Source organism: Microbacterium sp. Leaf320 (assembly GCF_001423485.1).
Classification (GTDB): Bacteria; Actinomycetota; Actinomycetes; order Actinomycetales; family Microbacteriaceae; genus Microbacterium.
Genome location: NZ_LMOD01000002.1, coordinates 84,892 through 103,372, shown reverse-complemented (window position 1 = coordinate 103,372; position 18,481 = coordinate 84,892). Strand labels below are relative to the sequence as shown.

Below are 18,481 nucleotides of genomic sequence, written 5' to 3'. Positions count from 1 at the left end.
TCGGCGTTGGCGGGCGGTGCAGGGTGACGGGCGGTGCTACTCGGCGACGCGGGCGGCGATGTCGGTGCGGAAGTGCGAGCCGTCGAGGCGGATGCGGCCGATGGCGTCATAGGCACGATCGCGGGCCGTGCGGAAGTCCGATGCCACGGCGACGACGTTCAGCACGCGGCCGCCCGTCGCGACGAGCGAGCCTCCAGGGGCGTCAGGGCTGGCGGTCGCAGCATGCACGAGACGGACGCCCTCGACGGCCGCCGCGTCGGCGAGACCCTCGATCGGACGACCGGTCTGCGGCGCCTCGGGGTATCCCTCGCTGGCCAGCACGACGGTGATCGCGACGTCGTCGCTGAAGACGGGCTCGGGCTGGTCTTCGAGCGTGCCGGATGCCGCGGCGAACAGCAGCGCCGACAGCGGTGTGACGAGGCGCGGCAGCACGATCTGCGTCTCGGGGTCGCCGAAGCGGGCGTTGAACTCGATCACGCGAACACCCGCGGGCGTGAGGATGAGGCCGGCGTAGAGCAGGCCGATGAACGGGGTGCCCTCGCTGTCGAGCTGGCGGATGACGGGAAGTGCGACGTCCCGCGTGACCTCCTCGACGAAGGCCTCCTCGCTGCCGAACTGATCGGCGAGCCACGGCAGCGGCGAGTACGCGCCCATGCCGCCGGTGTTGGGTCCCTCGTCGCCGTCGAGTGCGCGCTTGAAGTCCTGCGCGGGGCTGAGCGCGCGCACGGTGTCGCCGTCGCTCAGGAAGAACAGCGAGACCTCGGGGCCCGAGAGGAACTCTTCGATGAGCACGGGGCCGGACGGCAGGTAGTGCTCGGCGTGGGCGAGCGCGCCAGCGCGGTCGGACGTGACGATCACGCCCTTGCCCGCAGCCAGCCCGTCGGCCTTCACCACGTACGGGGCGCCGAGCTCGTCGAACGCGCCCTCGACCTCGGCGGTGGTGGTGGCGCGCACCGCGCGACCGGTGGGTACGCCCGCGGCATCCATGATCCGCTTCGCGAACGACTTGGAGCCCTCGAGCTGAGCCGCAGCCTTGCCCGGGCCGAACACGGGGATTCCGTGCGCGCGCAGCACATCGGCGACCCCGGCGACCAGCGGGGCCTCGGGGCCGACGACCACGAGGTCGATGGCGTGCTCGTTCGCGAACGAGGTCACCGCGGCGCCGTCGAGCATATCGACTGAGACGGGAGTCGCATCCTGCGCGATTCCGGCGTTGCCGGGGGAGACGAAGATCTCGTGCTCCGCCTGCTCTGCTCGCAGAGCGAGGATGATCGCGTGCTCACGGGCACCGGAACCGAGGACGAGAATCTTCACGTATCCAGACTACCGACGCGGGCGCGCGGGTTTCGGCGGGTTGCATTCCGCCCGCACATGCTCAGAGTTCGATCGGCCTCTCGACCGAGGGATCCCACTCCGCCGTCCAGCCGGCTGCGTCGAACAGCGCATCGAGCACCATCGCGGTGAAACCCCAGACGATGGTGCCGTCGATGTCGAAGGCGGGGCCGCGCCAGGTGCGCCCCAGGCGGTGGATGGTCGAGGTGAATCGGCTCGCGGGGTCGAGCAGCTGCGCCACGGGCACGCGGAACACGTCGACCGTCTCGGCGTGGTCGACGGCTGCGACCCGCGACGGTGAGCGCCACCAGGCGAGCACGGGCGTGACGACGTGGTTGCTCGCGGCGAGGGGCAGTTCGGGCAGCGTGGCCAAGATCTCGACGCCTGACGGGTCGAGTCCGGTCTCCTCCTCGGCCTCGCGCAGGGCGGTGGCGACGGCATCCGCATCCTGGTCCTCGCGCCTGCCGCCGGGGAACGACACCTGGCCGGGATGCGACGACAGGGTCGCGGCCCGGCGCTGCAGCAGCACGTCGAGGTCGGCCGCCACAGTCAGTTCGTCGGTCTGAGCGGGGATGCTGTCGAGTCGGCCGAACAGCACGAGCACGGATGCCGGGTGGGCGCTGCCGACGATCGGCGGGAACGGTCGCGCCCAATTCTCGCTGCGCTGCGTCGCGGCGAGCAGCTCGGCCCGCGCGCCGTGCAGGGTATCGGGATTCTGGCTCATCGCCTTGAGCCTATGCCTGTGTGCGACGGGCAGGGCGGGCGGCGTGTACGTCAGCGAAGTAGATTCGCGCTTCGGAAGGCCGAATTAGGGGAATCCGTCCTTTCGAGGCGCGTATTGACTTCGGAAGCGCACGCGAGGCCCGCGGGACGCGCACGGGAAGCGCACGCGAGGCGCACGGGACGCGCACGGGATGCCCGCGAGGAGCGCACGGCGAATGCGCCCGGCGTAGCCTGGTGCTCATGCCCTCCAGGAAGATCGACATCATCGACGGGCGCGCCGCTCTCGATGCGGTGCGTCGCGCGGATGCCGCCGGCGACAAGCCGCAGCGCACCGACCTCGCGACGGCCGTGCGGTACCTGCTGCAGCTGCTCGATGAGAAGGCCCCCGGCAACAGCGTCGAGGTGCGAGTGCCTCCGTTCGGTGCGGTGCAGGTCATCCAGGGGCCTCGGCACACGCGAGGCACGCCGCCGAACGTGGTCGAGATGGATGCGGCGACGTGGATCGCCGTCGCCACCGGCACGGAGCACTGGGCGGATGCCGCGGCATCCGGTCGTGTGAGCGCCTCGGGAACCCGCGCCGACCTCAGCGACGTGCTGCCGCTGCGCCCCTGACCGCGCGGTGCGATTCCGGTCGCACTTCGTGCCGCGTGAACGGTCGGTGGACGGCACGAACTGCGACCGCAGCCGAGGGGCGATTCGTCAGAGGCCGCGGCGTGCGACCACCAGGGGCACACCGGTGACGGGATGCGGGAACACGTCGACCGGCTGACCGTAGACGTCTTCGATCCTCTCGGCCGTGAGCACGTCGGCGGCCGCACCCGTCGCGGCCACCCGGCCCTCCGAGAGCAGCGTCACGCGATCCGCGTGGGCGAGAGCGGCGTTGAGGTCGTGCAGCACGATCGCGACGGCGATGCCGGCATCCGCCTGCCCGCGGATCAGGCGCATCACGTCTTCATGGTGCTTGAGGTCGAGGGCAGCCGTCGGCTCGTCGAGCAGCAGGATGCCGGTGCTCTGGGCGATCACGCGGGCGAGCGCCACACGGGCACGCTCGCCGCCCGACAGTGACGTCACCGCGCGCGTGGACAACGACAGCACCTCGGTCGAAGCCATCGCTGCGGCGACGGTCTCATCGTCGTCCTCCGCGGCCCCGGTGCGTGCCCACGGCGCCCGGCCCATGCGCACGACCTGCTCGGCACTGAACGGGAATGACACCGCGTTCTCCTGCAGCAGCACCGCTCGGGCTCGCGCCATGTCCTGCGCGCGGATGCCGGTGATCGGCGAGCCGTCGAGCAGAACCGCGCCCGCACTCGGGGTGACATCGCCGGCGAGAACTCCGAAGAGAGTCGACTTGCCCGCGCCGTTGGGCCCGACCAGTGCGTGGATCTCGCCCGCTCTGACCTTGATCGACGCGTCGTCGAGGATCGCGCGGTCGTCGCCGACGAGCACGGTGACGCCGCTCGCCTGCAGCCGGGCGGCGGTGTCGACGGCGCTCATGCCCATCCTCCCGCGCGTCGGCGCGTGCGCACGAGCAGCCAGAGGAAGAACGGTCCGCCGACGAGCGAGGTGATCATGCCGATGGGCAGATCGGCCAGTGGCACCGCCGTGCGGGCGACGAGGTCTGCGATCGCGATCAGCAGCGCACCGCCGAACGCGGAGGCGATCATGAGCGGCAGATGCGCGGGGCCGATGATCATGCGCATCAGGTGGGGCACGACGAGACCCGCGAATCCGATGATGCCGGCGAAGGCGACGGCGGCGCAGACCAGCACCGCGACCGTGACGATCACGACCATCCGCAGCAGCTCGACATTGACGCCGAGGTGTCGGGCGGTGCGCTCGCCGAGGGCGAAGAGGTCGAGCTGCGGCGACACGATCAGTGCGACGACCACGCCGATCGCGACGAGCGGAGCGACCAGCGCGACGTTCGACCAGAGGGCGCCGTTGAGTGAACCGAGCTGCCAGAACACGATCTGCTCGCGCGTCGACGTCGTGCCGAGAAAGGTGAGGAAGGCCATGCCCGCGCCCGCGATCGCGTTGATCGCGATGCCGGTCAGGAGGAGTGTCACGACTTCAGTGCGGCCGCCCGATCGGCTGATGAAGTACACGGCGAGCACCGCGATCAGCCCGCCGAGGAAGGCGAACGCGGGGGTGGTCCACATGCCGAACGAGGCGAGGCCCAGCGTGATGCTCGCGGCAGCGCCGAGGGCGGCGCCCGACGAGACGCCCACGACCCCGGCATCCGCGAGCGGGTTGCCGAAGATGGCCTGCATGAGCACGCCCGACACGGCGAGGGCGGCACCGACGAGCAGGCCGAGCACCAGGCGGGGGAGACGCAGGTTGTAGATCACGCCGTAGTCGGTCGCGTCGGTGGGGGCCCAGGCCGTATCGATGCCGATGCCTCGCAGCAGCACTCCGATGAGGTCGGTCGGTGAGAGCGAGTACTGTCCGCTCGTGATCGACGCGATGCAGGTCACGAGCAGGGCGGCGACGAGGCCGATGATGACGAGCGTGAAACGCAGCGCGAGGTGTCTCGACGGCGTGCGGGTGACGACCTCGCCGCTCACTTCGCGGGCTCGGCGGTCGCGGATTCCGACGGGGCATAAAGGGCGCGGGCGATCGCCTCGATCACGTCCGCAGATCGGGGGCCGAAGCTGAGGATCTCGCTGTCGGCCATGTCGATCACGCGACGGTTCGCTCCGGCGGGAGTCTCGGCGATCGCGGGGATGCGCTCGATCAGTCCGTCGATGCCGTCGACGGACTCGAGCCCGTCGGTCATCATCACGAGCACGTCGGGTCGGGCGGCGACGAGCGCCTCGGCGGTCATCGGCTTCATGCCGGTCCATCCGATCTCGGCGGCGACGTCGACCCCGCCGACGGCGTCGATGAGGGAATCGGCTCCTGAGTCCTCGCCGAAGATGTAGTAGATGTTCGCGTTGCCGCGCACGTAGAGGAACAGCATCCGTGCCCGGTCGTCGACCTCGGTCGGCACGACTTCGGCGATCTCGGCCAACGCATCGTCGAGGTCGGCGTCGAGGCGCTCGATCAGGGCCGCTCCGCGCGAGGGCACGCCGAGAGCTGTGGCGATCTCGGTGACCAGCTCGTCGGTGGTGTCGAGTCGGCGGTCACTCGAGATGACGACGATCGTGATCCCGGCGTCGCGCAGCTGCTGGCGGATCTCCTTGGGGCCGATGGTCGTGTCGGTGAGGATGACGGTGGGGGCGAGCTCGAGGATCGCCTCGGCGTTCAGCGTGTGCCCCGTCTTGGTGACCACGGGGAGGTCTTCGGTGCCGGCGAACATGGTCGACGAGTCCCGGCCGACGACCTGGTCGCCGAGGCCCAGGGCGAAGACGGTCGAAGCGATCGTGCCCGAGATGTCGATCGGCAGGATGCGGTCGACATCGGTGATCTCGACTTCGCGGCCCTCGCTGTCGGTCACGGTCACGGGGAGTTCCGGGGCGGTGTCGTCGGCCACCGGCTCGATCGCGTGGCTCGAGAGACAGGCCGTGGATCCGCCGGTCGCGCTGCGCACGTCGTCGACGAGATCCAGCTGGGCAAGCGGGACGGATGCCTGGGGGCAGGTGTCTGCGACGTCGCTCTTCTGCGGTGCGGCGGAGGCCCCAGGGTCTGCGCACCCGGCGAGGCCGATGGCCAGAACGGCAGCGAGAAGGAGGGCTGGAGCGCGGCGCATTAGGCAAGGCTATCCTAAAACTTGACTCGGCCTCGCGGCCGCCTCTATTCTCAGGAATGGAGCTTACTTAGCTAAGCCTAACCAACAATCACCCTCTCGCCCGACTGCATTGCGGCACCGCTGGCGCGCGTCCGTTCCTGCGCGCCCGGAGTCCTGGAGAATCGTGAACGCCACAGCCACAGCCACAGCATCCACGGGGAGCGGCCGCATACGCGTGCTGCTCGCCGCCCTCGTGTCCTTCGTCCTGATCGCGGCGGGCGCGGTGATCGTTCCTCCCGCGCATGCGGCAGGTGGATCCGTCGCCGCCTCGGTGACCTCAGCCGCCACCACCGGCATCACGGTGCAGGTCGACGCATCGGGTCTTCCCGAGGTCGCGAGCGTCTACGCGGCGCTGATCGTGAAGGGCACCGAGAGCGGACTCTCCGGCCCCGGTGGCGGGTACGCCGCGTTCGCGCAGCCGTTCCCGGCGGTGGCCGCGGGAGCGAGCTCGTTCACGCTGACCGCTCCGGCAGGATCCCTCGATCGCGCCAAGGCCTACGAGGTCCTGATCTGGCAGCAGCACTCGGTGCCCAACGCCGAGACGATCTACGCTCGCGGCGATGTCGCCATCTCGGGCGCGCAGTGGGATGCGGTCTTCGGCGCGGAGACGACCGACCCGGGAACGGACCCCGGGACCGACCCGGGAACCGATCCCGGGACTGACCCCGGTACCGACCCCGGGACCGATCCGGGCACTGACCCCGGCACTGACCCCGGGACCGACCCTGGTACCGACCCCGGAACCGACCCGGGAACCGACCCGGGCGAGGTCGAGCCCGCCGCTCCCTCGATCCAGGTGTTCCTCGCCGACGGCACCACGCCTGCCGGCACGACCGCACTGAAAGCGGGCGACAAGGTCGTCGTGAAGGGTTCGGGCTACGACCCGACCGCGAACGTCGGCGGCCGGGGCGTGCCGATCCCGGCGAACCTGCCGCAGGGCACCTACGTGGTCTTCGGCAACTTCGCATCGGCGTGGCAGCCCTCCACAGGAGCCGCGGGAGCGACGCGTTCGGTCGGTTCGCAGGCGTGGGCTCTCTCGGAGACCGTGCTCGACCAGGTCCCGGTTCAGTACCAGGCCGCGATCCGGTCGCAGTGGGTCGACATCGCCGCCGACGGTACGTTCCAGGCGACGCTGACGCTCAAGGACTCCACGGCCACTCCCGGTTCGTACGGTGTCTACACCTACGGCGCCGGCGGTGTCGCCAACGCCGCACAGGAGCAGAGCGTCGCTCTGAACTACACGATTCCGCCGAAGGTCACCGTCGCATCTTCGCTCGCCACGGGCGATCTCGGCATCACCACGAAGGTCACCGGCACCTCGTTCGGTTCGGCGACCGGCGTGTACGCCGCAGTGATCGAAGCGGGCACCGAGGCGAACGTCACGGCGGGCGGTGGATTCGCGGCCATGCAGTTCGTGCGCGGTGTCGCCGGCGGCGCGTTCACCGTCGACCTCACCGCCAAGGCGGCGGATCTCGATCGCACCAAGAACTACGAGGTGATCGTCTGGACGCAGCACACGCTGCCGACCGCCCAGACCATCCTCGCCCGTGCCGCCGTCACGATCAGCGACGCCGACTGGGACGCACTCGAGCCCGCGGCGCCTTCGATCCAGGTGTTCCTCGCCGACGGCACCACGCCTGCCGGCACGACCGCGCTGAAGGCGGGCGACAAGGTCGTCGTGAAGGGCTCGGGCTACGACCCGACCGCGAACGTCGGCGGACGCGGAGTGCCGATCCCTGCGGATCTCCCTCAGGGCACGTACGTCGTGTTCGGCAACTTCGCCTCCACGTGGCAGCCGTCCGCGGGAGCTGCAGGCACCGCCCGCTCGGTCGGCGCGCAGGCATGGGCCCTGTCGGCCGACGTCCTCGCGAAGGTTCCGGCTCAGTACCAGGCGGCGATCCGCTCGCAGTGGGTCGACATCGCCGCGGACGGCACGTTCCAGGCGACGCTGACCCTGAAGGACACACCGGCGACACCCGGCTCGTACGGCGTCTACACCTACGGCGCCGGCGGCGTCATCAACACCGCACAGGAGCAGAGCGTCGCCCTGAACTACGGACTCACGCCTGCGGTCACGTCGACCGTCAAGAGTGCCACCGCGAGCGACGGCCTCACCGTCACGGCTGCCGGATCGAAACTCGGCGACATCGCAGGGGCCTACGTCGCGCTGATCGAGAAGGGCGCCGAGGCCGACGTCACCTCGGGCGGTGGCTTCCTCGGCATGCAGTTCGTGCGCGGCATCACGGGCGGCGCGTTCGGCGTCGACCTGACGGCGGCGACCGACTCGCTCGACCGCACCAAGACCTACGAGGTCATCGTGTGGCAGCAGCACACGCTGCCGAACGCGAGCACGATCTACGCCCGCTCGACGGTCGCGATCACCGAGGCGCAGTGGGATGCGCTGAAGGGCGAGAAGCCCGAGAACCCGAACCCCCCGGTCACCAACCCGACGCCCCCCGCGGTCTCGGTCCCGGGTGGCTCGCTGCGCTGGGGCATCTCGACGTCGTTCACGGAATACGTGATCGGCCCGATCGCCAAGGGTGCGATCGACGTCTCGGGAGGAGCGACCCGATCGGGTGGACTCTTCCAGTTCGGTCAGACGGTCGGCGGCGACTACAGCACGGCGACCGGCCTCGGAAGCGTCGTGTACCGCGGTTCGGTGCGATTCACCGGCCACGGAGGAGTGCTCGACGTCACCGTATCGAACCCGCAGATCAGCGTCACCTCCGCGGGCGCTGCGACCCTGTACGTCACGCACGCCGGTGCCCAGGTGGCGTTCGCGACGCTCGATCTGTCGCGGGCCGTCGTCACCACCGCGAACGGCGCCGTCACCTATTCGGGTGCCCCCGCCTCGCTCACGGCGGACGGACGCAACCGAGTGCTCGCCGGCTTCTCGACGAACCTCGACCCCGTGTCCTTCACTATCGGGTCGGTGGCGGCAGCGCCGTCGGGCACGACCGGCACGGTGGCGGCCGCCGTGGTGAAGGCCAAGACGACTCTCCCGGCGACCCCGCCGGCGACCACGGGCATCGAGATCGACGAGCAGAGCCTGACCGCACTGCAGTCCGGCAAGAGCGCGACGTTCTCGGCATCCGGGTTCCAGCCGAACGAGTCGGGCATCAAGGTCGTCGTGTACTCGACGCCCGTGTTGCTCGACACCATCTCGGCGGATGCCTCCGGCGTCGCGACCTGGACCGGAACCCTGCCGGCGAGCCTCGAGGACGGCGTGCACACGCTGACCCTGCAGGGGTCCGTCGCGCGCGGCCTCGAGTTCACGCTGGCGCGGGAGACCGCAGCGATCGGAGCCTGCACCGTCGACGGCGCCACGCTCAAGTGGGGCTTCAAGGAGTCCTTCCGCACCTACATCGAGGGCATCGCCGCCGGTGGGTGGACGCTCACCGATGTCGTCTACGAGTACCCCGACTACGTGTGGTCGAGCGGCACCGGCTCGTTCGACGACGAGACCCTCACCGGACTCGTGACCTTCGGCGGCAGCATCGACTTCACCGGTCACAGCGGCGCACTGAACACCACGCTCGCGAACGCGCGGGTCGAGCTCGCCGGAGACACGGGCTACCTCGTGTTCGACGTGCTCGGCACCACGCAGGACGGCCAGAGCGTCGACCAGAAGGCGGTCCGCCTCGCGGAGTTCGCTCTGGCAGACGTCGCGGTCGTCGACGGAGTGCTCTCGCTCGAGGCGATTCCGACGACGCTCACCGAGGCGGGTGCCGCAGCATTCGGCACCTACGCCGCAGGCGACGAGCTCGACCCGGTGACCGCGCTGCTCCCGGTCGCGGCCGAGTGCGGTGTCGCGGTCGAGCAGGACGAGCCCGCAGAGTCCGAGGGCACGGCGGCCGCGGCATCCGTCACGACCGTCGTCGACACCGAGGGCGCCCCGGTCTGGCCGTGGATCGTCGGAGGCCTCGTGATCGTCGTGCTCGCCGTCGGCGGCGGCGTGCTGATCGGACGCCGCACCAGGGCGACGGCCGAGAACGCCGAGTCCATCATCGAGGTCTGATCGATCGTGGAACGGCGACGCCCTCCCCGCAGCGGACGCGGGGAGGGCGTCGCTCTGCGCAGGAGGGCGCGACCCACAGCCAACGGTGGGACAATGGATGCATGTCCTCCCACGATTCCTCCCAGACGGTCGAGGCGACCGTCCGACGCGTGCCGCGATTCGGCGTGTTCATGGGCATCGGCGTCGTGCTCGGCATCATCGCCGCAGGCATCCTGACGATGGTGGGCAGTTACGAGCCGTCCGACGCCGTGAACGTCGTCTACCCTCCCGGCCAGGTCTTCGGATTCCTGCTCCTGTGGACGGTGCCGATCGGCTTCGCGCTCGCGAGCATCGTGGCACTCATCCTCGAGCGCGTCGCGCGACGCCACGACCATGTCGTGAAGGTCGAGCACGAGACGATCATCGAGAACGACTGACCGCCGCGGTCTGACCGCCGGTCTTGTGACTGCGGTCTCCCGCCCTACGCCAGCTCGGCGATGATCGGGCGGATGGCGGCGTCGAACGACACCACGTCGCGGCGCAGACCGTCGGTCACCGCCACGGTGAGTGCGCCGATCCACCAGATCCCCCGCTGCGAGAACGGCAGCACCTGCACGTTGAGCTCGAACGAGTGCGCGCGGCGTCCGATCTCGCGTTCGAATTCGGCGATCGCACTCGCGTACGCGCGATAGGCCTCGCCGCCGATCGTGCCGTTGCCCGACCTGCTCGCCATCGAACTGCGGATCGATGCCACGTAGCGGTCGTGGGAGACGCGGGCATAGTGCAGGGCGGACGCCGCGTGCGGCATGATCGCCTCGGACAGCTCCTCGGATCCCGACGCAGGCAGAGCGACGAGCGTGTCGAAGCCTTCGATGAGCTCGAGCGGAACTCCGGACGGATGCGCGCGCGGCTCGACCGTCATGTCCCAGTACTCCCGCCACTGCTTCTCGAGCTCGGCGGTGACCTCGGTGGCGTCGGGCGCCCGGACGGGCAGATCACGCAGGCTCGGGAGGTCTTCGGGGGCGCGGATGCCGAGCGACTGCCGCAGCGCGAGCGCGACGAGCACCGGAACGCTCGCGTCCTCGCGGATCAACCACTGCGGCTTGTCGGCCATGGCCCCATCGTAGGAGATGGAGGGAGGGGAGAGGAGGTCTCCGCGGGCGGTAGGCTGGACGCGTGGCTGCCTCCCCCACCAATCCCTATTCCGAAGCCGGCGTCGATACCGCTGCAGGCGATCTCGCCGTCGAGCTGATGAAGTCCTCCGTGCGCGCGACGCACGGCCCTGAAGTGCTGGGCGGTGTCGGCGGATTCGCCGGACTGTTCGACGCGAGTGCACTGCGCGACTTCCGTCGCCCGCTGCTCGCGACCAGCACCGACGGCGTCGGCACGAAGGTCGCCATCGCGCAGGCCATCGACAAGCACGACACGATCGGCCAGGATCTGGTCGGCATGGTCGTCGACGACATCGTCGTGGTGGGTGCGAAGCCGCTCTTCATGACCGACTACATCGCGTGCGGCAAGGTCTTCCCAGAGCGCATCGCCGACATCGTGCGCGGTATCGCCGAGGCGTGCACCGCCACGGGCACCGCGCTCATCGGCGGTGAGACCGCCGAGCACCCCGGTCTCCTCGGCCCGCGCGACTACGACGTGGCGGGTGCGGCGACCGGTGTCGTCGAGGCCGACGGCATCCTCGGTGCCGACCGCGTGCAGGACGGCGACGTCGTGCTCGCCGTGGAGTCCAGCGGACTGCACTCCAACGGCTACTCGCTCGTGCGTCACATCGTCACGAACGCCGGCATCGGCTACGGCGACAACGCCGCCGATTTCGGCATGACCTGGGGCGAGGCCCTGCTCGAGCCGACGCGTCTCTACACGCTTCCGCTGCTGCGTCTGATCGAGCAGCTCGGCGGTTCGACAGGGGTGGGCGGCGTCCACTCGCTGAGCCACGTCACCGGCGGCGGCATCGCGGCGAACCTCGCCCGCGTGCTTCCGCAGGGCAGCTGGGCCGAGGTCGACCGCAGCACCTGGTCGCCGAGCCCGGTCTTCCGCGTGCTCAGCGACATCGCGGGGTCGACGCTCGAGTCGGCCGAGGGCACCTGGAACCTCGGCATCGGATTCCTCGCGATCATCGCGGCGGACAAGAAGGATGCCGCGATCGCGGCCCTCGCGGCCGAGGGGATGCCGGCATGGCAGGTCGGAACCGTGGGCTTCGGCGCACGCCCGGCAGGAGAGTTCGAACAGGGCGCCAAGGGCGTCGACGGTGGAGCAGTGCGCCTGGTCGGCGCCTACGCGGACGGAGCGAAGTAAGAGCCCATGTGCGGCATCGTCGGAATGGTGGGCTCTGCCCCGGTCAATCAGGACATCTACGACGCACTCCTGCTGCTGCAGCACCGCGGCCAGGATGCGACGGGAATCGCCACAGCTGAGGCGAACGGCGTCATGCACAACGCCAAGGCGCAGGGCATGGTCCGCGAAGCGTTCCGCACCCGCGACATGCGTGGGCTGCTCGGAAACGTCGGACTCGGTCATGTGCGCTACGCGACCAAGGGCACGGCCTCGAACGAAGAGGAGATGCAGCCGTTCTACGTGAACGCGCCATACGGCATCATCCTCATCCACAACGGAAACCTGACGAACACGCGTGAGCTCACGGCTGACATGGCCAAGCGCGACCGCCGTCACCTCAACTCCTCGAGCGACACCGAGCTGCTCCTCAACGTGCTCGCCGGTGAGCTCCAGAACACGACCTCGACGGTCGACCTCGACGCCGAGCGCATCTTCGAGGCCGTCGAGCGCACACACGAGCGCATCGAGGGTGCGTACGCCGTCATCGCGGTGATCGCCGGATACGGTCTGCTCGCCTTCCGCGACCCGTTCGGCATCCGCCCCCTCATCCTCGGCCGTCGTCCCTCCACCGTCCCCGGCGCTGAGGGCCGCGACGAGTGGGTCGTGGCAAGCGAGTCCCTCGTACTCGAGAACGCCGATTACGAGGTCGTCCGCGAGGTCGAGCCCGGTGAGGCGATCTTCATCACGAGCGAGGGAGAGCTGCACACCAAGCAGTGCGCCACCGAGACCACGCTCGCGCCCTGCGCGTTCGAGTACGTCTACCTCGCGCGTCCCGACTCGGTCATGAACGGCGTCTCGGTCTACGAGTCGCGTCTGCGCATGGGCGACCGCCTCGCCGACACCATCGCCAAGCACGTGCCGATGGACAAGATCGACGTCGTCATGCCGATCCCCGACTCGGCCCGGCCCGCTGCCATGGAGGTCGCCCGGAAGCTCGGCATCGAGTACCGCGAGGGCTTCTACAAGAACCGCTACGTCGGCCGCACCTTCATCATGCCCGGCCAGGCCGTGCGCAAGAAGAGCGTGCGACAGAAGCTCAACGCCATGTCGACCGAGTTCCAGGGCAAGAACGTGCTTCTGATCGACGACTCGATCGTGCGCGGCACGACCTCGAAGCAGATCATCCAGATGGCTCGGGATGCCGGCGCCACCTCGGTCACGTTCGCCTCGGCGGCGCCGCCCGTGCGACACCCGCACGTCTACGGCATCAACATGCCGTCGCGCCATGAGCTCATCGCGCATGGCAGGACGATCCCCGAGATCGCCGAGGAACTGGGCTGCGACCATCTGGTCTATCAGGAGGTCGACGACCTCAAGGCAGCGATCATCGAGGGATCCGTGCTCAGCGATCTCGACATGAGCTGCTTCGACGGCCGGTACGTCACCGGAACCGTCTCGGACGAGTACCTGGCGTGGGTGGAGGGGTCGCAGACCTCGTGACCTCGCGTGCGCAGCCGCTCTGGCGCGGACGTGCGCTCGCGCTGATCGGCATCGTCCTGGTCGCGTTCTCGCTGCGATCCGCCGTCGCATCGCTGTCTCCGGTCATCGATCACATCGCCGAGGAGTTCACGGTGTCGTCGGTCGTGGTCGGACTGATCGGCGCCGCCCCGCCGGTGTGCTTCGCGGTGTTCGGCCTGCTCACCCCCATGTTCGAGCGTCGATTCGGGCTCGAACGCGTCGCGGTCGTCGCGATCGGTCTCATCGCGGCCGGGCTGCTGCTGCGAGGCCTCGCCGTCGATTCGACCTCGCTGCTCGCAGCGACCGCCGTGGTGTTCGCCGGCGTCGGTTCGGGCAACGTGCTGCTCCCGCCGTTGGTGAAGAAGTACTTCCCCGATCGGCTCGGACTGATGATGACGGTGTACTCGACCACCATGGCGGTGTCGACCTTCGTGCCGCCACTGGTCGCGGTGCCGATCGCCGACTCCGCCGGATGGCGGGTGTCGCTGGGTCTGTGGGGCGTGTTCGCCGCGATCGCGCTGGTGCCGTGGGTGGCGATGCTTCTCGCTCATCGGACGGATGCCGTCGCCGCAGCGCCGACCACATCTCGCACACCCGGGTCTTCCGACGCCGCGGAGGCAGCGGACGAGTCTTTCGATGCGGCATCGATGGCGACGGGACCGATCGCCACGACCCCGGCGAACCCCCGGGTCTTCGGCCGGCTCTGGCGGCTGCCCATGGCCTGGTCGATCGCGCTGGTCTTCGCGTCCTCCTCGACCATCGCCTACGTGTCGTTCGCCTGGCTGCCCACGATCATGATCGATGTGGGTGGCGTGTCGCCCGCCAACGCCGGACTGCTGCTCTCGCTGTTCGGACTCATGGGTCTGCCGTGCTCGCTGCTGGTGCCGATCCTCATCGTGCGTTTCCAGGCGACACGTCCGGTCTTCTTCAGCGCGATCGCCTCCGGGCTCGTCGGCCTCTCGGGCATGCTGTTCTTCCCGACCGTGGGTATGCCGCTGTGGGTGGCGTTCTTCGGCCTCGCGGCCGCGCTGTTCCCGCTCGCGCTGGTGCTGCTCAGCATCCGTGCCCGCACTCCTGAGAGCGCCGTCGCGCTCAGCGGGTTCGTGCAGAGCATCGGCTACGCGGTGGCCGCGGTGTTCCCGCTGCTCATCGGACTGCTCCACGACGCGACCGACAGCTGGCTGATCCCGCTCTGGCTGCTCGTGGGCGTGCTGATCGCCGTGATCCCCGCAGGGTGGATCGCGGGTCGCCGCCGCACGATCGAAGAGGACTGGGAGCGCCGGCACGGTCGGTGGTGAGCTCGTCGGACGGGTCGCGCACGGAGCATCGCAGCGCGCGGTGACTTCAGCGTGAGGTGACCTCAGTGCGCCGTGACGGCATCTCCGAGACGGATCGTGCCGCCCGCCCAGGGGGTCTGCCCGCCGTCTGACGAGGAGCCGGGGAGGAGCAGCCGCCCGAGGGTGGGCTCGGCCTGCGAGAACGCGGCGGTGAGGGTCGTCAGCACTTTGGCGTCTCGCACGCCGGTGTCGGGATTCGCGTGCGTCGCCAGGCACCGCACGATGGGGCCGGCCGCGTCGAACGAGACGTCCCCGATGGTCACCTCACCTGTCCAGTCGAGCTCCGACCACGCAGCGGCATCGTCGATGACGATGTTCGATCGGAAGCGACGGTCATCGACATCCATGCCGAGAGCATCTCCCAGAACGCTCACGCTGTCGCTGCTGTGCACGGAGACGTAGCCGCGCGGCCGATCCTGGAATCTCGAGGTCACACCGTCTCCGACCAGGACCAGCGGCAGCCGCCCGGGGCGCCGGAGCCTGCGGCCCTCAGCGCTCGCGAGGACGAAGTCCGTCACCGCATCCGTCAGCTGCGTGCGACCGTCGTCGTCGAGTCCGGCCTCCACGAGGACGGACCCGTCATGCTCGATCCGCACGCGTCCGGCGCGGTCATCGAAGTGGGTGCGCAGCGCGGCGAGCGTCGGGAAGTCCTGAAGCGAGAGGCCCTTCGCCTTCGGCCAGTAGTCGAGGCCGTCACGCTCCTCGGGCGTCGTCGCGTCCGCGAAGCGGAACGCGAGGACCCTGTCGCCCGCGATCCGGCCGTCGGGCTGCACCGCGAGCTCGGAGACGGACTCGGCCGTGAAGCCTTTGATCGGATGCCGGTAGAGCGAGACGACGTGTGCCATGGGGCGATTCTCTCAGGTGCGAGACGACGCACCGCGGTCGACGACTCAGACCGTGCCACGGTGTTCCGGGATTCTTGACACGACGAAACCCCCGTGCGGTGCACGGGGGAGACGACAGACGAACGAAAGGGCGGTCAGGCCTTTTCGAGTTCGTCCTCGTCTTCGTCTGCATATTCGTCGGCCCACTTGTCGACGTATGCGTCTTCAGAGTCGCTCGGGTGCGCGAGTTCGCGCTCGAGCGCCGAGTAATTCACCGACGGACTGAACGACTTCAGTTCGCGGGCGATCTTGGTGTGTTTCGCCTTTTGACGGCCACGGCCCATGCCTGAGACCCCCTCACGAGTTAAGCTGCGGGCAACGACAGGCCCGAGTCATTCACGACACCGGCTGAGGGCCGGTAAGAGTAGCATTCAGAATAGCACGCGGCCAGACCGCACTGGCCCGTTGGCAGCTGGTGAAGGGAGCGATCCTCATGACCGACAACACCTCGACGCCCTCCGACGAGGCCGCGCAGAACGCGACACTGCAGAAAGCCGTGATCGTCGGGATGCAGCCAGGACAGCCCGCGCGGGTGATCGAAGAGGCAGCCCGGTTCGCGCGACTCCTGCGCGTGCCGCTCGTGGTCGCCCATGTCGATGTCACGCGCTTCGTCACCTACGAAGATCCTGACGGCTACGTGCATTCAGCGCCCATCGACATCAACTTCGACGCCGGCACGGCAGAGTTCGAAGCCGTGCAGGCCGAAGCATCCGCCGCGCTCGACGGCACGGGCCTCACCTGGACGGCCCGTCAGCTGGTCGGTGACCCTGCGCTCGCCATCAAGGCGCTCGCGAACAAGCTCGACGCGCAGCTGATCGTGGTCGGCACGCGCAAGCGTGGCATCGGGGAGTCGATTCGCGAGTTCTTCACCGGGTCGGTCGCCGCACGCCTCGCGCATCGTCAGCATCGATCGGTGCTGGTCGTTCCGCTGCAGGATCCTGTGCCCGACACGCAGCCTGAGATCTGGACCGAGTAGGCAGCGCGTTTCGTCTCGTCGCTGCGCTCCTCGCTCAACGACCGGAGTTGATCTGTCCGGTCGTTGAGCGAGCGGAGCGGTTTCTCCCGGTCGTTGAGCGAGGAGCGGTTTCTCCCGGTCGTTGAGCGAGCGGAGCGAGTCGAAACGTATGAGGTGTGTCAGCGTCCGAGCGACGCCAGCGCGGTGGTGATGCCGCGAGCGGCGGCATCCAGTCCGTCCTCCAGCTGTGTGACCACGGATGCCGGCAGCGTGCCGCCTTTCGCGATGTGCGTGCGCAGGTCGGTGCGCACCCGTGCGCGGAAGGCGTTGATGACGGCATCCGCTCGGTGCATCTCTTCTCGCGTGATGATGCGCTCGTCGTCGCCCGCAGTGCGGGGGCGGGACTTGGAGGCCGCGCGGTCGTCCTTCTCGGCGGTGGCGAGGTCGGCGCGGAGGCTCTTCATCGCTTCCTTGACGCTCTGACGTACCTCGTTGGCGATCAGGCGCACCGAATCGGTGAGCCCTGCCTCGATGCCTGCGAGATCGCCCTCGCGGGATGCGAGCTCGGTGCGTCCGGCGTCCGTGATCGCGTAGATCGTGGTGCGGCCGTCGATGGTCTTCGAGACGAGCCCCTCTTCCTCGAGCTTCGCAAGCCGGGGGTAGATCGTGCCGGCGCTCGGCGTGTACGTGCCACCGGTGCGGTCGGTCAGGGCCTGGATGATCCCGTATCCATGCTGAGGAGCCTCGGCGAGCAACGACAGGAGGTACAGCCTCAGGTCGCCGTGGGAGAAGACTGCGGGGCTCATGCTTCCCACTCCGCATCGTTCGTGATCGAGGCGGGGGTGCGGCGCAGAACGGTGACGCCGCCGGAGACGGAGTTCGCTCGCAGGTCGACGAAGCGTCCTGCGAGCTCGCCGGTGGAGCCGGTGTAGTTGCTGGGGCCCGAGGCGCTGCGCTCGATGCCGTCGATCAGCAGGCGCCCGCTCAGGGATCGCACGACGTAGTTGGCGGCGAGCGACTCGTCGAGGCGCACGGTGGTGCCGCCCGAGACCGAGTTGACGTTGATGGTGTTCACATCTCCCGTGGCATCGACGAGCGTAGAGCCCGAGACGATGTCGACGGTCGCGCGGCGGACGGTACCGGTGACGGCCACATCTCCCGAGACGCTGTTCGCGCTGATGGATCCGGTGAGACCGCGCACCTGCACGTCGCCCGAGACCGAGTTGACGGTGAGATCGCCGATGAGGGTGTCGACGATGATGTCGCCTGAGACGGTGTTGAGGCGGGCGTCGTTGCGGATGCCGGAGACCAGCGCGCCGGCGCTGACGACGCCGAGGTTGAGGGCGATCGAACGGGGGACCGCGACGCTCACCTCGGCCTTGGGGCCGCCTGAGCCGAAGTTGCGGAAAACCTCGAGGAAGTTGTCCCAGCCGAGCTGCGGGTGGTCGATCTCGACCTCGCCGTCGTTCGACTCGATGCGGAGGTCTTTGGTGGTGACGCCGTGAACCTCGATGCGGATGCCGGGTTCGTCGTGCGCGATGACATCGACCTGGCCGCCGACCAGACCGATCTTCAGCCGGGTGACGTTCTCGATGTCGATCACGCGTTCTTCGCCCGGGGCGATGAGCCACTTCTCGGTCATGTCTGCTTCTCCTGTGTTGAGGGAACACGATATATCGTGTGTGGACACAGTAACACGATATATCTCGACTTTGTCAAGAG

The 18,481-nt window shown here is 69.0% G+C and carries 17 protein-coding genes; 7 read left to right on the top strand and 10 right to left on the bottom strand.

All coding sequences use genetic code 11. The features are described 5' to 3' along the window. Window positions 1-36 precede the first annotated feature (36 nt). Entirely contained in the window at window positions 37-1,314 is a 1,278-nt protein-coding gene (purD, locus tag ASF63_RS05215) for a phosphoribosylamine--glycine ligase (RefSeq protein WP_056510409.1), read from the bottom strand. Window positions 1,315-1,375: 61 nt separating this feature from the next. Further along, complete coding sequence (locus ASF63_RS05210; RefSeq protein ID WP_056510407.1) at window positions 1,376-2,056, bottom strand: NUDIX hydrolase; 681 nt, start codon at window positions 2,054-2,056, stop codon at window positions 1,376-1,378. Between the two features lie 239 nt (window positions 2,057-2,295). Here ASF63_RS05210 and ASF63_RS05205 point away from each other — a divergent pair, with 239 nt between their 5' ends. Then, a complete protein-coding gene (locus tag ASF63_RS05205; protein ID WP_056512688.1) occupies window positions 2,296-2,667 on the top strand; it encodes a sterol carrier family protein in 372 nt (123 codons plus the stop codon). Between the two features lie 87 nt (window positions 2,668-2,754). Here ASF63_RS05205 and ASF63_RS05200 read toward each other — a convergent pair whose 3' ends face one another. From ASF63_RS05200 to ASF63_RS05190, 3 genes are read right to left on the bottom strand one after another with little or no spacing between them, the layout of a single operon-like run. Continuing rightward, window positions 2,755-3,549: a heme ABC transporter ATP-binding protein gene (locus ASF63_RS05200; protein ID WP_056510405.1), complete on the bottom strand. Its 795-nt coding sequence runs from the start codon at window positions 3,547-3,549 to the stop codon at window positions 2,755-2,757. Beyond that, entirely contained in the window at window positions 3,546-4,619 is a 1,074-nt protein-coding gene (locus ASF63_RS05195; protein ID WP_056510403.1) for a FecCD family ABC transporter permease, read from the bottom strand. The genes ASF63_RS05200 and ASF63_RS05195 overlap by 4 nt, the downstream gene beginning before the upstream one ends. Next, window positions 4,616-5,743 carry a heme/hemin ABC transporter substrate-binding protein gene (locus tag ASF63_RS05190; protein WP_056510401.1) on the bottom strand — a complete coding sequence of 376 codons (1,128 nt, stop codon included), beginning with the start codon at window positions 5,741-5,743 and terminating at the stop codon, window positions 4,616-4,618. Before ASF63_RS05190 ends, ASF63_RS05195 begins: the two co-directional genes overlap by 4 nt. 163 nt (window positions 5,744-5,906) lie before the next feature. Between ASF63_RS05190 and ASF63_RS05185 the strand changes: the two genes are divergently transcribed. After that, on the top strand, window positions 5,907-9,800 hold the full coding sequence (locus ASF63_RS05185; protein ID WP_157534241.1) for an HtaA domain-containing protein: 3,894 nt from the start codon (window positions 5,907-5,909) through the stop codon (window positions 9,798-9,800). A gap of 101 nt (window positions 9,801-9,901) precedes the next feature. Continuing rightward, window positions 9,902-10,216, top strand: coding sequence for a hypothetical protein (locus ASF63_RS05180; protein WP_056310133.1), 315 nt, complete (start codon window positions 9,902-9,904; stop codon window positions 10,214-10,216). Window positions 10,217-10,260: 44 nt separating this feature from the next. On the opposite strand, the gene ASF63_RS05175 is transcribed toward ASF63_RS05180, so the two are convergent. After that, window positions 10,261-10,893 carry a hypothetical protein gene (locus ASF63_RS05175; RefSeq protein WP_056510397.1) on the bottom strand — a complete coding sequence of 211 codons (633 nt, stop codon included), beginning with the start codon at window positions 10,891-10,893 and terminating at the stop codon, window positions 10,261-10,263. Window positions 10,894-10,955: 62 nt separating this feature from the next. Between ASF63_RS05175 and purM the strand changes: the two genes are divergently transcribed. From purM to ASF63_RS05160, 3 genes are read left to right on the top strand one after another with little or no spacing between them, the layout of a single operon-like run. Further along, window positions 10,956-12,086 (top strand): phosphoribosylformylglycinamidine cyclo-ligase, encoded by a 1,131-nt coding sequence (purM, locus tag ASF63_RS05170; protein ID WP_056510396.1) that lies wholly within the window; start codon window positions 10,956-10,958, stop codon window positions 12,084-12,086. A 6-nt stretch (window positions 12,087-12,092) separates the two neighbouring features. Next, window positions 12,093-13,565, top strand: coding sequence for an amidophosphoribosyltransferase (gene purF / locus ASF63_RS05165; protein ID WP_056510395.1), 1,473 nt, complete (start codon window positions 12,093-12,095; stop codon window positions 13,563-13,565). Beyond that, window positions 13,562-14,881, top strand: a complete 1,320-nt coding sequence (locus ASF63_RS05160) for an MFS transporter (RefSeq protein ID WP_056512685.1) — start codon at window positions 13,562-13,564, stop codon at window positions 14,879-14,881. The genes purF and ASF63_RS05160 overlap by 4 nt, the downstream gene beginning before the upstream one ends. A gap of 62 nt (window positions 14,882-14,943) precedes the next feature. On the opposite strand, the gene ASF63_RS05155 is transcribed toward ASF63_RS05160, so the two are convergent. Both ASF63_RS05155 and ASF63_RS05150 read right to left on the bottom strand, forming a co-directional pair. Beyond that, a complete protein-coding gene (locus tag ASF63_RS05155) occupies window positions 14,944-15,765 on the bottom strand; it encodes an MOSC domain-containing protein (protein ID WP_056510394.1) in 822 nt (273 codons plus the stop codon). A gap of 134 nt (window positions 15,766-15,899) precedes the next feature. Continuing rightward, entirely contained in the window at window positions 15,900-16,088 is a 189-nt protein-coding gene (locus ASF63_RS05150; RefSeq protein WP_045254362.1) for a DUF3073 domain-containing protein, read from the bottom strand. Window positions 16,089-16,237: 149 nt separating this feature from the next. On the opposite strand from ASF63_RS05150, the gene ASF63_RS05145 reads away from it, so the two are divergent. Further along, window positions 16,238-16,780: a universal stress protein gene (locus ASF63_RS05145; protein WP_056512682.1), complete on the top strand. Its 543-nt coding sequence runs from the start codon at window positions 16,238-16,240 to the stop codon at window positions 16,778-16,780. Between the two features lie 158 nt (window positions 16,781-16,938). Here the strand turns inward: ASF63_RS05145 and ASF63_RS05140 are convergent, their stop codons facing one another. Together ASF63_RS05140 and ASF63_RS05135 are read right to left on the bottom strand one after the other, a co-directional pair. Next, window positions 16,939-17,565 carry a PadR family transcriptional regulator gene (locus ASF63_RS05140; protein ID WP_056510392.1) on the bottom strand — a complete coding sequence of 209 codons (627 nt, stop codon included), beginning with the start codon at window positions 17,563-17,565 and terminating at the stop codon, window positions 16,939-16,941. Further along, window positions 17,562-18,401, bottom strand: coding sequence for a DUF4097 family beta strand repeat-containing protein (locus tag ASF63_RS05135; RefSeq protein ID WP_056510390.1), 840 nt, complete (start codon window positions 18,399-18,401; stop codon window positions 17,562-17,564). The genes ASF63_RS05140 and ASF63_RS05135 overlap by 4 nt, the downstream gene beginning before the upstream one ends. Window positions 18,402-18,481: the final 80 nt, after the last annotated feature.